We start from the raw sequence: 13,041 nt of genomic DNA, 5'->3' as shown, positions 1-13,041 counted from the left end.
GATAACTACCCCTACACAAAAACACTCTTCCCCACCACCACGCTGTCCGCATCTGTCCGGGGCCTCCGCGACCGCGGGCACCCCCCCCCCGGCCGTGGCGGCCGAGGCCGCCGTCGCCGGGACGGAGGTGCGGCCGGTGCCGTCCGTCCGCCGGCCCGCTCCCGCCACCGTGAACGTCCCCATGGAGGTCTCGCCCGCCCTCCGCGAGGCCGGAGGGCAGCCCGCCGGGCCGGCCGCTCCGCAGATCACCGTTCCGGCCGGCTCGCGGCTGGTGAGCGAGATCGAGCGCGAGGCGTCCCGCCAGGTCGGCGCGGGAGGCCCTGACGTGCGGGCCGTGCTCCCCGACACCCGGGACGCCCGCCCCCTGACGCTGAAGAACCCATCGGCCGCCCTGTCCCGCTCCCTCGCCGACACCCTCACCGGCGCCCTCGGCGCAGGGCGAGGCGGCACGGCGGGAGGCGGCGCAGGGGGAGGCGGCGCAGGCGCGAGGTCGCCCGAGCGGCCCGCTCAGGGCGGGGCGTTCGGCGGGGCGTCCGTGCGGACGGAGGCGGCGCGGGGTCGTGCCGCTGCGGCGGCGCCCGGGCTGACGTACCGGCTGTGCGTGGAGAGCGCCGAGGTGCCCGTGTCCTGCTCGGCCGTCCGGCCCGTGGCGGTGCCGGCGGCGGCCGACGTGACCGGCGACGGCGTTCCCGACCTGGCCGCCGACCTGGTGCCCGCCGTCCGCCCCCAGGAGGGCGCCGTGGGAGTCGGGTTCGCCGTGCGGCGGCTGCCCGGGGCCGCGGAGAAGCTCAGGGCGCGCGTGTGGGCGGAGTACGACGGGCGCGTGTCGGTCGGGTTCGACGGGCTGCGGAAGGGGGCGTCCCTGTCGGCCGCCGACCGCGGGACGTTCACGGTCGACCTGTCCGGCAAGCGGGTACGGGCCGAGGTGAAGCGCACGGACCCGGGCGCCTCCGCGGCCGTCATGGCCGGTCTGACCGGCCGTACCGCGGTCAGCCTCACCCAGACGCCCGCCACCGGGAGCCTCACCGTCGACGCCACGCTCGCCACCCCCGCGCTGGAGGTCACCGCGTCCGCCGTCGCCCGGGTGGACGCGGTGGCCGTGGACCGCAGCAGGTACATCCGCGCCGTGCTCGACCGCATGCCCACCCGCGCCCGGGTCGAGCTGACCCGGCGCGACGGCGCCGCCCGGGTGCGTTTCGCCGGGTCGAGCCCGGCCGGGCGGGCCGAGCTGCGCGGCTACACCTACAGCGACGGCCGCCTGTCCCGGGCGATGAGCGCCGAGCTGCGCGACGTCCCGCCGGCCCTGACCGCCGCGTACGAGACCGGCCAGGGACGCCACGCGCTGGAGGTGACCTCCGGCGGGGGGCGGGCGGGAGCGGCGAAGCTGGTGTACTTCGACCGGGCCTCCGCCGGGACCGTGCTGCGGGCCGAGCTCGACGGACTGCCGGCCAGGGTGCGCCTGGAGACCGACCCGGCCGCGCACCGGGTCACCCAGACCTCCGGCTCGGCCATCGGCAGGCTCGCGGTGGTGCTCCAGCGGGGCGGCGGCGCGGTGTCCAGCCCGCGCGGCGGCCACGTCACCATGATCAAGGATGGGGCCGCGCTGGGCGTATCGGCGCTGCTGTCCAAGGTGTCCGGGCTCGACGTGACGTACGGGGCCACCCCGCGTGCCACGCTGAAGGCCGCCCCGGGAGGGTCGTTCGTCGCCGCGGCGAGCCTCGACGGCGCGCGGCTGGCCCGGTTGGAGCTGTCCAACACCCCCGGCGACGTGGACGTGACCCTCGCGCCGGCCGCCCGCAAGGCCGTCTACCGGGGGGCGGGCGTGATCCGCGAGGCCCGGGTCGCCTACACCGACCTGAAGCAGGGCCCGACCGTCGACGCCACCGTGTCGGGGACGCGCGGCGAGGTGGCGGCGTCCTGGACGTTGGGGGAGCGGTCCGAGGTCGAGGTCACGGGCACGTCCCGGCTGCCCCGAATCCGGCTGTACGCCACCCGGGGCCCCCTCGGGGGCTCGGCCGAGGCCGGCGACGGGGACGACGTGCGGGCGGAGATCGCGGGTGCGGGGCGGCGCGTGCGGCTGGTGGCCGACACCGCCGGCCGTACCCTCGCCTGGACGTCCGACCGGTCCGTCGGCTCCGTCGCCGCGCTGGCCCGCGCCCGGGTGGACGGCCGCTACGTCAGGGCCTCCGCCCGCGTCACCGGCGTACCGGCCCGCTTCGACGCCTCCTGGGACGCCGGGGCGTACCGCTTCCGCGGCGTGTCCGGGCCGGTGAAGTCGGCGGAGCTGGCCGTCACCAACCACGACGGCGTCCGCGTGCCCACCGGGCCGCACCTGGCGGCCCACTACGACCAGGCCACCGGCGACCTCGACGCGAGCGTGCGGGTCACGGGGCTGAGGGACGTGGACTTCACCCCGGAGGAGGCCGGGTTCACGGCCGGGTTCGGGGCGGCGCGGCAGCGGCTGGCGCTCGACGCCGACGTCACGCGGGGTGACCTGCGGTTCGGGCTGCTGGGGCACGTCGGCCCCCTCCCGGGACGGCTGTCCGTCACGTCCGCGAACGGCGTGATCACCTACACCGGCGGCCCGGCGGGCTCCCGCGAGGGCGCCGGTGGCGCCGGCACGGGCGGGGGGCTGGACCTGCGGGCGCGGGCGTGGGCGGGCAAGGCGGGCGCTCTGCGCGCCATGGCCGCCGCCCCGGCCGTCACCGGCGGCGTCTCGCTGGTCGACGGCCGCTGCGAACCCGGCACGCCCGGTTGCCAGGAGGGGGCGTTCTGCGTCGCCGGGCGCGGCTGCTTCGGAGTCCAGGCGTACGTGGACCTGAACGGGCTGCCGGACCGCGTCACCGTGGACCCGGCCAGGAGGGCGCTCACGTTCGACGGGTTCCGGCCGCGGGGCGGCGGCCTCGACGTCTACCTCGCCAGCACGGTCCTCGCGCCCGTCCCCGTGCAGGCGCGGGCCACGCTCACCGGCCTGCCGCGCACCGTCACGAGCATGGCGGTCGGGCCGTTCGAGGTGGGTGGGCACGGGGTCGTACGGGCCGCGTACCGGGTGCGGCCGGCCGCGACGCTCGGGTCGCTCACCGTTCACGCCGAGGCGGGCGGCGTCCGCGGGCGGCTGGCGGTCGAGCCGGTGCCCGCGGCGCTGGACGTCCAGGGCACGTACGGGGCGCGCACCCGCGTGCGCGTCACCGACTCCGCGCCGGTCAAGCGGCTCAGCGCGGCGGTCACCGTGCCGGGGGCGGGCAGCGGCGAGCTCGATCTCAGTGACGTGCCGGCCGTCTTCGGGCTGGACACCGACGCGTCCGGCGGTCCCCTCCGCGTCCCCGCCCTCACCTACAAGGCCCTCCCCGCGCCCGGAGCCGGAACAGGCCGGGGCGCGGGTGGCAAGACGGGAGACGCCGCGGGCAAGGGGCTGAACGCCCTCGACGGGCGGCTGGCCGTGGAGGGCGGGCTCGTCGACCCGAGCGGGCGGCTCGGCGGCGTGGTGCTCTCCGTCACCGACCTGGCCGCCGGCACCACCATCCGTCCCGGCCCCGGCGGCCAGGGCGCCGACCTCGTGTCGAGGCCCGTGCCGACCGGACGGCTCGCGGTGCGCGCCGGGCTCACCATCGACCCGGTCGCCCGCCAGCGCCTCGCCGTCGCCAAGGACGTCCCGTACACGACCGGCTTCCTGTCCTACCAGGTCAGCGGCGAGTTCGGGCTGGAGCGCAGCGTTGTCCAGGACGTCTCCATCGCGGCGCGCCGCGTGTCGTGGCTGCGGGTGCGGCCGGGCCGGGTCCCGTTCGGGCTGAAGGCGCCGGCCGCGGCCGGCTATCTCGCGCCGGGCTTCGAGGGCGCGTACGGCCGGCTGGACCTCGCCGCCAAGGGCGTGGACCTGCGGCCCGACGTGCGGCTGGACGTGCGCCTGAGCCGCAAGCTCGGCGCGGACGTCTTCCGCGACTCGGTGCGGCTGGGCCGGACGACCTCCCTGGCGCTGCGCCGCTACGACCAGCGGATGCGGCGCATCGGCGCCCGGCAGTCGATCAGCGCCGCCGGGGTACGGCTGGCCTGCCTGACCGTGGACGCCCGGCCGGGGTTCGCCGAGGGGCGGGACGGGAACACCATCACGCTGCGCGGCGCGGACGGGCCGCAGATGGTGTCGCTGCTCGACCCGGGCGGCCAGGTGCCGGACTACGCGGTGGACCTGCTGACGCACTTCATGTCGCCGTTCCCGGACGCCGGCTGGAAGGTGGCCGGCGTCAAGGCCGGCCGCTGCGCCGCCCCCTCCGCCAGGCCGGACAGCCGCTGACCCGACCCCGGGCACTCGCCGCCCCCGGCCGGACAGCCGCCGACCGGCCCCGGTCGCGCGCCGATCAGGCGCGGGCGGCGGACTCGGTGAGGGAGCGGGTCAGGCGGCTCAGCGTCCGGTGCAGGTCGGCCAGCTCGTCCGGCCCCATCCCCGACGCCTCCATGATGCGCCGGGGCAGCGGCTCGGCCCGCGCCCGCAGCAGCGTGCCCTCGGGCGTGAGCCGTACCAGCACCGACCGCTCGTCGCCCGGGTCGCGCTCGCGGCGCACGAGCCCGGCCGCCTCCAGGCGCTTGAGGAGCGGCGACAGCGTGCCGGAGTCGAGCCGCAGCGCGACCCCGAGGTCCTTGACCGACACCTGCCCCCGCTCCCAGAGCACGAGCATCACGAGGTACTGCGGGTAGGTCAGCCCGAGCGCCGCCAGCTCACGCCGGTAGACCGCGTCGAGCGCGCGCGAGGCGGCGTGCACGGCGAAGCACGCCTGGTCGTCGAGGCGGAGAGTGTCCATGATCCCATGCTATCCGATTTGACGGTCGCCAATTCAATTGTGCACAATCGAGTTGTAATCAATCTATAGGGAGCGCAGCCATGAGCGTCCTGTACACAGCCATCGCCACCGCCAGCGGCCGCGAGGGCCGTGCCGTCACCTCCGACGGCAGGCTCGACGTGACCCTCGCCCCGCCGAAGGAGTTGGGCGGCACCGGCGCCGGCACCAACCCCGAGCAACTCTTCGCCGCGGGGTACGCCGCCTGCTTCGCCAGCGCCCTCGGCCTCGTGGCCAGGCGCGCCAAGGCCGACGTGTCGGAGGCGTCCGTCACCGCCGAGGTCGGCATCGGCCCGAACGGCGACGGCGGCTTCGCGCTGTCGGTCGTGCTCCGGGTCGAGCTGCCCGACCACCTGCAGGGGGAGCAGGGGCGCGCCCTGGTGGAGGCCGCCCACCAGGTGTGCCCGTACTCCAACGCCACCCGCGGCAACATCCCGGTCGAGCTCGTCGTCGAGTGACCCGGCGAGCGGGCGGCCTTTCGGGCCCCCGGCGGGAGCGGGTCGGGGGCGCGGGCGGCCTCGGGGCGGGGCGCCGGATCAGACCAGGGCGTCGCCCAGCCGGATGACGGTCAGGCCCGGCCGCCGCACCAGCTCGCGCACCGTCCAGATCTCCTCGTCGACCACCGACCCGTCCGGCCGCATCCGGGCCCCCACCCGGAGCGCCGGCCGTCCCGTGTCGTCGCGTACGAGCTGCGCCCGCGCCTCGGTGTCGTCCGTGAACAGCAGCAGGAAGTCACTCGGGTCCGCCGGTGCCTCCATGGCCAGGCCGGGGTGGAGGCGGGGGTGCGCGATCTTCACCAGGTGATCGTTCATTCGGCCGCACCTACCCGGGAAGCGCCCGGGGACGCTTTCACCGCCCATGGGATAGCGCTTACCAGCCCATGTGCGGTGAAATGACATCGACCTTGTCCCCAGGTTCCACAGGTTGGAGATCTTCGTGGCCCTGTTCGACCTGCCGCTTGAGCAGCTCCGCACGTACCGCCCCGAGCGTGACGAGCCCGCCGACTTCGCGGAGTTCTGGACGCGCACGCTGGAGGAGGCCCAGGGCTTCGACCTCGCCCCCGAGTTCACGCGCTACGACCTGCCGTTCGCCTCCGTGGACGTGTACGACGTGTCGTTCGCCGGCTGGGGCGGCCACCGGATCAGCGGCTGGTTCATCGCCCCGCGCGACGCCGAGGGCCCGATTCCCTGCGTGATGCACTACATCGGCTACACCGGCGGGCGCGGCTTCCCGCACGACCACCTCATGTGGCCGGCCGCCGGGTACGCGGTGTTCGTCATGGAGACCCGCGGCCACGGCGGCGCCAGCGTCGGGCACCCGGGCTCCACCGGCGACCCCCACGGCGCCACGCACCCGCACGCCCCCGGCATGATGACCAAGGGCATCCTCGACCCGGAGGAGTACTACTACCGGCGGGTCTTCACCGACGCCGTGCGCGCCGTCGAGGTGGCCGCCACGCACCCGGCCGTGGACGAGAACCGGATCATCGTCTCGGGCGGCAGCCAGGGCGGCGGCATCGCCCAGGCCGCGGCCGCCATGTGCCCGTCGCTCGCGGGGGCGCTCATCGACGTGCCGTTCCTGACGCACTTCCGCCGGGCCGTCGAGATCACCGACCGTGACCCGTACCAGGAGATCGTGCGTTTCCTCGCCAGCCGCCGCGGCGACGAGGAGCAGGTCTTCCGCACCCTGGCCTACTTCGACGGCCTCCACTTCGCAGCCCGCGGTCAGGTCCCCGTCCTGTACTCGGTGGCGCTGATGGACGACGTCTGCCCGCCGTCCACGGTCTTCGCCGCCTACAACCACTGGCAGGGCCCCAAGGAGATCACGGTCTGGCCGTGGAACGGGCATGAGGGCGGCCAGGGCTACCAGCGCGAGGAGCAGCTCCGGTACGTCCACAAGCTGCTGGCCGGCTCCTGAGTCACCCTCCTCGAACGCCGACGGCCCGGTACGGGAACGTACCGGGCCGGCCGGGGCGGGGTCCGGGCATGGCCGGACCCGCGAGAGGTCAGGTGGTGGTCTGATCGGTCACCAGGAACGACACGGCGCCCTTCTCGTCGGCCCCCGCGTCCAGCGACTTGTCGTCGAGCACGGTCGCCGCGACCGGGTCGAGGTAGACGCGCGCCCCCTGCTCCTCGACGACCGCGTCGGTCGGCTCGGGCTGGCTGGCCAGCGAAAGGGTGAGCGTGCCCGTGTCCTGCCCCTGCGACGCGATGCGGACGCCGCTCTGCGAGGGCTCCGGCGCGGAGGCCGTGAGGTCGCGGATGGCCTGGGCAGCGTTTTCTGTCAGGGTGAGCACTAGGCCCCTCCTTGTGGTTGACGTGCAGGAATGTCGTGCCATGCCCGCTTGTTCTGTGCCCAACCCTCCTTTCCCATGATTTTTCAGGATGTGGGGATGAGTCGGCGCTAAGGTATGACTCAATATCCGATCTGGTCATAGGTGGTCAGCATGGCCGTGGCGTTCACCGCCGAGGACAGGGAGCGCATCACCGCCTCCCTCCTCGACACCGCGGAGGAGCTCTTCGCGACCCAGGGGCTGAAGAAGACGTCGCTGGAGGAGCTCGTCGCGCCCTCCGGCATCGCCAAGGGCAGCTTCTACGCGTTCTACGACTCGAAGGAGGCCCTGTACAAGGACGTGATGATCCGCAGGGCCCCGCTCATCGGCGGGCGGCTGGCCGGGGCGCTGAGCAGGCCGCCGAGCACCGAGGCGGTGGCAGCGCTCATCCGGGCGGCGACCGAGGTGCTGACCGGAGACCCCTTCTACCGGCGGCTGCTTACCCACCCCGACGAGCTGGAGGCGGTCGCCCGCCGGGTGGGGCCCGCGGAGATCGCCCAGGTCACCCCGCACCTGGTGCAGCCGCTGATCCGCTACTTCGCCAAGGGCCAGGCCGACGGGGTGATCGTGCCCGGCGTGGCGCCCGAGATCCTCGTGGGCGTCGTCCGCACGGCGGGGCTCGTCGTCCTGAACCGCGACCGGTTCGGCGCCGACTACCAGCAGGTGCTGGACGCCACCATCGACGCGCTGGCGAGGGGACTCACCGCATGAGCGTGCTGAAGAGATACGCCAGGGCCGCCGGCATGACCGACGAGGCCTGGAAGCGCCACGCCAACCCGTGGAGCGTCTGGACCAGGTTCGCGGCCATCCCGCTCATGATCCTGGCCGTCTGGAGCCGGGCGTGGGTCGGCTGGTGGTGCCTGGCCGGGGTGGCGCTGGTCGTCGTGTGGCTGGCGGCCAACCCGCACGTCTTCCCGGCCGTCGAGCGGCCCGAGAGCTGGGCCGCCAAGGGCATCTACGGCGAGAAACTGTGGCTGTACGACAGGTCGCTGGTCGACGGCGACCACCGGAGGGTGCAGCGGCTGCTGATCGCCGTCGGGGCCACCGGGTTCGCCCTGCTGGTCTGGGGACTGGTCGCGCTGGAGGGCTGGCCGACGGTCTTCGGCGCCACGCTGATGGTGCTCGGCCAGCTCTGGCGCATCGACCGCCTCGGACAGCTGTACGAGCGGCACCGCGCCGCCGGCTGACCGTCAGAGCAGGTAGCGCAGCCACAGGTACGGCGTCGCCAGCGCGACCGTGGCGACCATCACGACCAGGCCGTACCTGGTGAACCGCCAGAAGCTGATCGGGGTCCCGTTGCGGGCGGCGATGCCGATCACCACGACGTTGGCGGCCGCGCCGACGGCGGTGGCGTTGCCGCCGAGGTCGGCGCCGAGCGCGAGCGCCCACCACAGCGCCTGCGCATGGTCGCCGCCTCCGGCGGCCTGGACGAGCTGCTCGACGATGGGGCTCATGGTGGCGACGTACGGGATGTTGTCCACGATGGCCGACAGCCCAGCCGAGCCCCACAGCATCGCCATGACGGTGGCCTCCGGCCGCCCCTCGGCCGCGCCGGCCGCCGCCCGCGCCACCTCGCCGATGACGCCGGTGTGCACCAGCGCGCCGACCATGACGAACAGCCCGGCGAAGAACACCAGCGTCGGCCACTCGACCTCGGCGATGGCCTCCTCCGTGGTGATCTCCGTGAGGGCGACCAGCGCCCCGGCGCCGAGCAGCGCCACGACCGAGGGCTCGTAGTGCAGCACCGGGTGCAGCACGAACGCCGCCATCACCAGCGCGAGCACGGTCAGGCTCTGCCACAGCAGCCGCCGGTCGGCGATGGCCTCCCGCTCGTTCAGCGCCATGATCTCGGCGGCCCGGTCGGGGTCGTACCGGAACGCGCCGCGGAACAGCACCCGGCACAGCAGCGCGAACACCACCACCAGCACCACGACCAGCGGCGTCAGGTGGACGAGGAAGTCGTTGAAGGTCAGACCGGCCCGGCTGGCGATGATGATGTTCGGCGGGTCGCCGATGAGCGTGGCGGTGCCGCCGATGTTGGAGGCCAAGGCCTCGGCGATGAGGTACGGCGCCACCGGCAGCGCCAGCCGCTCGCACACCAGGAACGTCACGGGCGCGACGAGCAGCACCGTCGTCACGTTGTCGAGCAGCGCCGACGCCGACGCGGTGATCACCACGAGCAGCACCATGAGCCGGTACGGCCGCCCCCGGGCGCGCTTGGCGGCCCAGATGGCGAGGTACTCGAACACCCCGGTCCGCTTCAGCACCCCCACGATGATCATCATGCCGAGGAGCAGGAAGACGACGTTCCAGTCGATGCCGGTGCGCTCGGAGAAGAACGCCGGCCCGGCGGCGGTGGCGTGGATCAGCAGCATGATCGCCGCCCCGCCCAGCGCCGCGGCCACGCGGTGCACCTTCTCCGTCGCGATCAGCGCGTACGCGCCGAGGAAGGCGGCGACCGCCAGCCACGCGGTGAGGGTCACTGCTCGACCAGCCGGTCCACCAGCGCCTGGAGGGTCACGGCGCCCCGCAGCCCGTCCGCGTCGACGACGGCCACGAGCGGGCTGTGCGTGCGCGCCATGAGCGCGGCCAGCTCCAGCACCGTCGCGTCCGGGTCGGCCACGGGCAGCTCGCGCGGCCGGGGCGGCATCGCCTCGCGCACCGTACGGCCGGCGATCGAGCGCATGAACCCGTCGGCGTGCGCCTCGTCCACCACCCGCGCCAGCGCCGGGTCGTCGATGCAGTAGCCCGGCACGGCCAGGCGCAGCACCTGGGTGCCCGGCAGGATGCCGGCCGGCAGGCCGAGCTCGTCCACCACGATCAGGCCCGGCAGGTCGTGCTCCGCCAGCAGCCGGGCGGCGTCTGCCACCGGGGTGCCGAGGCCCACGGTCGGGAAGTCGGCGACGAGGTCACGGGCACGCATGGCGGCTCTCCGGGGCACGACGACAGGACCGCCGACCAGCCTTCCCGGCACACCGGGGATCAACCTACCCGGTCCTCGGCGGTGATCCAAGAAGTGAGTTTCGGGCGCCCGTCCTGGGCGGGGCCGGGGGCGGCGGTGGGGACCGGTTTGACCCTCACGTCACGGGAGCCCCTAATGTCGCGCCGCCCGCGACGCCGCCGGGTCCGCGCCGGGGGAGGAGCGGGGCGGTGCGTCACAGCGCTGAGATGAGTGGCGTGGCGGGTGCCGCATGGACGGGAGGAGAGCTCGGCGTGGAGAGATGGCGATCCCGACGGACCTGGGGAGACCGCGGTGACAGGCGCAGGGGGGGAGGACGCCGGTGACCGAGGTGATCTGTCCCGGGTGCGGGCTGGCGGCTCCGGCCGGCGGAGGGGCGCGGCCTGACGGGTACGGGGCGTCGGCGGAGTGCTGGGGGCGTTACGGAGAGCTGCTGGCGCGCTCGTACGGCATCGCCGGCTACCGGCCCGTCCACCAGCTCGTCGTGGACGCGTACGTGGCGCAGCACCCCGGAGGTGACGGCCGGCGCGAGGTCCAGCGCATGGCCTTGTGCCTGATGACGCTGTGCCTGTTCGTCGAGGACGGCGCCGACCCCCGCCAGGGCCCGGCGTTGCACAAGCGGATGATGACCGGCCGCCCCGACTACTTCCACTGGCTGGAACCTCCACGGCTGCACGGCCTGATGACCGCCGCCGACGTGCTCACCGCCCGGGACCCGGCCGAGCACGGGCGCCTCGTCCGGGCGTGGGGCCGCGACCTGTGGCGGGCCTGGGAACCCCACCACGCCACGATCCGCGCCTGGAACGCCCGCGCCCTGACCTGACCAGGCCCCCGCGCTCGGCCGCGTTCCCGCTCGGTCTCGTTCGCGCGTTCGCCGGGTCCCCGCAGGCGGGCGTGGGAGCGGTTGGCCCGCTTCTGGGACTCGGGCTTGTTCTTGCCCTTGTACGGGGTGCGCACCGCACCTTTGGCTCCCTGATACGCCTTGCCTGTGGCGTCGCACTGTTCGGCGCCTCCACCTCTCCCGCTGTGAGCAGCCGACTGGAGACCTGAACCTCTTTGCGGTCGAGCAGTTCCCACCCCGTCCGCGCTTGCTGCCCTGTCGGGATGGCAGGACGGCCGCGCACGAACCGGCCCTTGCCCTGGTGGGTGATGATCCGATCACGATCGCGAAGGACACCGAGGGTCTTGACGACAGTCGGCCGCGCCATGCCGAACTCGGCCATGAGCTGTGTTCACTCGGCAGGGGAGCCTGGTGCGTATTCGCCGGACTCGATGCGCTTCGCTAGTTCCGCGATCAGTTGCACCTACTTGGGAGGCGTGTATTCACATGACATCGGAGCCCCACATTCAACATGCCTGTCCAGCCAAGCGGGCTATCAGCGCATGTTGCTAGCGTAGCCTCCCGTTCGGCGAGGAAGCCGTAACCGCGGGAGCGCTGAGCCCGTCACTCCAGCTCTCCGATCGCCGCCACCGCGTGCCCACCACCGCCTTTGCAGGCCCAGAGCGCTGCCCCGCCTACGTGTGCCGGATGCAACCCGAAGGAGTGTGCCGGGCAGGTCGGCCAGGCCTTCCCATCCTGCTCGGCGATCACCGCTTGGGCCAGGCCGGCGATCAGCACGAGGGTGGCCACCGGTTCATGCTCTGCGTCAGCACGCAGTCCGTGGCTGGAGTATCGCCCCTTGTACTCGACGCGCAGGTAGCCGTGCTCGTCCCACTCCGGACTGTCGAAGCCGAGGCGTCCGGCGACACCGGTCACATCCATGTCGCCCTGCACGGCGAGTACCGCGTCATCCAGCACCTTGTTGCTCGTCATCTCCCTAAGCCTGCCGCACTTCCAGTGGTTGGCACCGGCCTTTCCTCATCCTGCAGTCGCAGCCTCGTGGCCGGCCAACGGGCAAGGAGAACGGATGCATCGGTGCCTGGCAGGCCGCACGGCAGCCTTACAACGGCCTCGACCAAGAGCCCCTGGCGAACGAGAATGACAAGAGCGCAGCGGGGTCTTGATCAAAGGAGAGGCCGCCGGTGTGGTGCAGGCCATCCTCGGGCTGGCGCCGTCCACCCGTGCATCGGATCCTCACCAGACATCGCCTGCACCGCCTGGCATGGTTGGACCGGCCTACCGGCCCACATGATCCGCCGCTACGAACGCGACCGGCCCGGCGAGCTCGTGCACGTGGACGTGGACGTGGACGTCAAGAAGCTCGGCCGTATCCCCGCGTCGCCCACAGCGAGATCCACCCTGATGAGAAGGCCACCACCTGCGCCGCCTTCCTACGCCGCGCAGCCGCCTGCTTCACCACCGTGGGCATCCCCACCATCGAACGCGCGCTGACCGACAACGCCCTGGCCTGCCGCCGCAGCACCATCTGGCGCCAAGCCCTGGCCGCCCGCACTCGGGGGCCGGCCCCCCTGATCACCCGAGTCGACAACGCTGCGGGTCACTACAGCTGGCCCGAGGGGCGAGCAGGCTTGATCTCGGCGATGGCGTCCGGTGAGGGCCGGCCCGCCTCGCCCAGGCGGGCCGGCGTCGACTGGCGGCGGATGCCGGGAGGCCGCCCGCCGACGTTGCTGCCGCCCCTCCCTCGCCGACTACGCCACCCTCGCGATTTGACCTTGCCCAAAGGGCAAGCCGCAGGATCGTTCCTGACGAGATGATGAGGAGCGCGAGCATGGAGTTGCTGACCATCGGGACGTTCGCGCGGGCGTCCCGCCTGTCACCCAAGGCCCTGCGGCTCTATGACGAGCTGGGGCTGCTGACGCCCGCGCGCGTCGATCCCTTGACCGGCTACCGGCTCTATGACCCGGCGCAGCTCGAACGCGCGCGCCTGGTGGCGTGGCTGCGCCGCCTCGGCATGCCACTGGCGCGCATCCGGGAGGTGTGCGAGCTGGAGCCCGAGGCGGCTGCCCAGCGGGTCCGCGCC

General features: G+C 73.8%; 12 protein-coding genes and 3 pseudogenes. 8 read left to right on the top strand and 7 right to left on the bottom strand.

The annotated features are described in order from the left end of the window. The first annotated feature begins 94 nt into the window (after positions 1 to 94). Positions 95 to 4,288 (top strand): hypothetical protein, encoded by a 4,194-nt coding sequence (locus AB0H81_RS21365; RefSeq protein ID WP_358377080.1) that lies wholly within the window; start codon positions 95 to 97, stop codon positions 4,286 to 4,288. Between the two features lie 64 nt (positions 4,289 to 4,352). On the opposite strand, the gene AB0H81_RS21360 is transcribed toward AB0H81_RS21365, so the two are convergent. Continuing rightward, the gene (locus tag AB0H81_RS21360; protein WP_358377077.1) at positions 4,353 to 4,793 is read right to left on the bottom strand and encodes a MarR family transcriptional regulator; all 441 of its coding nucleotides are present in this window, start codon (positions 4,791 to 4,793) and stop codon (positions 4,353 to 4,355) included. A gap of 80 nt (positions 4,794 to 4,873) precedes the next feature. Between AB0H81_RS21360 and AB0H81_RS21355 the strand changes: the two genes are divergently transcribed. Further along, positions 4,874 to 5,287, top strand: a complete 414-nt coding sequence (locus tag AB0H81_RS21355; RefSeq protein ID WP_358377074.1) for an organic hydroperoxide resistance protein — start codon at positions 4,874 to 4,876, stop codon at positions 5,285 to 5,287. Between the two features lie 78 nt (positions 5,288 to 5,365). Here the strand turns inward: AB0H81_RS21355 and AB0H81_RS21350 are convergent, their stop codons facing one another. Beyond that, complete coding sequence (locus AB0H81_RS21350; protein WP_358377072.1) at positions 5,366 to 5,641, bottom strand: hypothetical protein; 276 nt, start codon at positions 5,639 to 5,641, stop codon at positions 5,366 to 5,368. Between the two features lie 112 nt (positions 5,642 to 5,753). Between AB0H81_RS21350 and AB0H81_RS21345 the strand changes: the two genes are divergently transcribed. Beyond that, positions 5,754 to 6,746, top strand: a complete 993-nt coding sequence (locus AB0H81_RS21345; protein ID WP_358377069.1) for an acetylxylan esterase — start codon at positions 5,754 to 5,756, stop codon at positions 6,744 to 6,746. An 88-nt stretch (positions 6,747 to 6,834) separates the two neighbouring features. On the opposite strand, the gene AB0H81_RS21340 is transcribed toward AB0H81_RS21345, so the two are convergent. Then, positions 6,835 to 7,125 carry a Fe-S cluster assembly protein HesB gene (locus AB0H81_RS21340; protein WP_358377066.1) on the bottom strand — a complete coding sequence of 97 codons (291 nt, stop codon included), beginning with the start codon at positions 7,123 to 7,125 and terminating at the stop codon, positions 6,835 to 6,837. 150 nt (positions 7,126 to 7,275) lie between these two features. Between AB0H81_RS21340 and AB0H81_RS21335 the strand changes: the two genes are divergently transcribed. After that, positions 7,276 to 7,872: a TetR/AcrR family transcriptional regulator gene (locus tag AB0H81_RS21335; RefSeq protein WP_358377063.1), complete on the top strand. Its 597-nt coding sequence runs from the start codon at positions 7,276 to 7,278 to the stop codon at positions 7,870 to 7,872. Then, positions 7,869 to 8,348, top strand: coding sequence for a DUF6653 family protein (locus tag AB0H81_RS21330; protein ID WP_358377060.1), 480 nt, complete (start codon positions 7,869 to 7,871; stop codon positions 8,346 to 8,348). The genes AB0H81_RS21335 and AB0H81_RS21330 overlap by 4 nt, the downstream gene beginning before the upstream one ends. Before the next feature lie 3 nt (positions 8,349 to 8,351). Here AB0H81_RS21330 and AB0H81_RS21325 read toward each other — a convergent pair whose 3' ends face one another. Both AB0H81_RS21325 and AB0H81_RS21320 read right to left on the bottom strand, forming a co-directional pair. Next, positions 8,352 to 9,644 carry an ArsB/NhaD family transporter gene (locus AB0H81_RS21325; protein WP_358377057.1) on the bottom strand — a complete coding sequence of 431 codons (1,293 nt, stop codon included), beginning with the start codon at positions 9,642 to 9,644 and terminating at the stop codon, positions 8,352 to 8,354. Then, positions 9,641 to 10,084, bottom strand: a complete 444-nt coding sequence (locus AB0H81_RS21320; protein WP_358377054.1) for a CBS domain-containing protein — start codon at positions 10,082 to 10,084, stop codon at positions 9,641 to 9,643. The genes AB0H81_RS21325 and AB0H81_RS21320 overlap by 4 nt, the downstream gene beginning before the upstream one ends. A 358-nt stretch (positions 10,085 to 10,442) precedes the next feature. On the opposite strand from AB0H81_RS21320, the gene AB0H81_RS21315 reads away from it, so the two are divergent. Further along, the gene (locus AB0H81_RS21315; RefSeq protein WP_358377051.1) at positions 10,443 to 10,943 is read left to right on the top strand and encodes a DUF5946 family protein; all 501 of its coding nucleotides are present in this window, start codon (positions 10,443 to 10,445) and stop codon (positions 10,941 to 10,943) included. 38 nt (positions 10,944 to 10,981) lie between these two features. Here the strand turns inward: AB0H81_RS21315 and AB0H81_RS21310 are convergent. Then, positions 10,982 to 11,077, bottom strand: a pseudogene (locus AB0H81_RS21310) (IS5/IS1182 family transposase); the annotation flags it as partial. A gap of 487 nt (positions 11,078 to 11,564) precedes the next feature. Continuing rightward, positions 11,565 to 11,933, bottom strand: a complete 369-nt coding sequence (locus AB0H81_RS21305; protein ID WP_358377048.1) for a hypothetical protein — start codon at positions 11,931 to 11,933, stop codon at positions 11,565 to 11,567. A gap of 248 nt (positions 11,934 to 12,181) precedes the next feature. Between AB0H81_RS21305 and AB0H81_RS21300 the strand changes: the two are divergent. Continuing rightward, positions 12,182 to 12,335: pseudogene (locus AB0H81_RS21300) on the top strand (IS481 family transposase); the annotation flags it as partial. 436 nt (positions 12,336 to 12,771) lie between these two features. Further along, positions 12,772 to 12,945, top strand: a pseudogene (locus AB0H81_RS21295) (MerR family DNA-binding transcriptional regulator); the annotation flags it as partial. Between the last annotated feature and the right edge of the window lie 96 nt (positions 12,946 to 13,041).

The sequence above is a fragment of the Nonomuraea sp. NPDC050691 genome, assembly GCF_040654455.1.
GTDB lineage: Bacteria > Actinomycetota > Actinomycetes > Streptosporangiales > Streptosporangiaceae > Nonomuraea.
The sequence above is the reverse complement of the archived record's forward strand: the minus strand, read 5'-3'. Positions and strand labels throughout refer to the sequence as shown.

Excerpts from the sequence above, each read along its gene's own strand:
- AB0H81_RS21320 (WP_358377054.1), bottom strand. The coding sequence starts at position 10,084 with ATGCGTGCCCGTGACCTCGTCGCCGACTTCCCGACCGTGGGCCTCGGC.
- AB0H81_RS21360 (WP_358377077.1), bottom strand. The coding sequence starts at position 4,793 with ATGGACACTCTCCGCCTCGACGACCAGGCGTGCTTCGCCGTGCACGCC.
- AB0H81_RS21305 (WP_358377048.1), bottom strand. The coding sequence starts at position 11,933 with ATGACGAGCAACAAGGTGCTGGATGACGCGGTACTCGCCGTGCAGGGC.
- AB0H81_RS21350 (WP_358377072.1), bottom strand. The coding sequence starts at position 5,641 with ATGAACGATCACCTGGTGAAGATCGCGCACCCCCGCCTCCACCCCGGC.
- AB0H81_RS21335 (WP_358377063.1), top strand. The coding sequence starts at position 7,276 with ATGGCCGTGGCGTTCACCGCCGAGGACAGGGAGCGCATCACCGCCTCC.
- AB0H81_RS21355 (WP_358377074.1), top strand. The coding sequence starts at position 4,874 with ATGAGCGTCCTGTACACAGCCATCGCCACCGCCAGCGGCCGCGAGGGC.
- AB0H81_RS21330 (WP_358377060.1), top strand. The coding sequence starts at position 7,869 with ATGAGCGTGCTGAAGAGATACGCCAGGGCCGCCGGCATGACCGACGAG.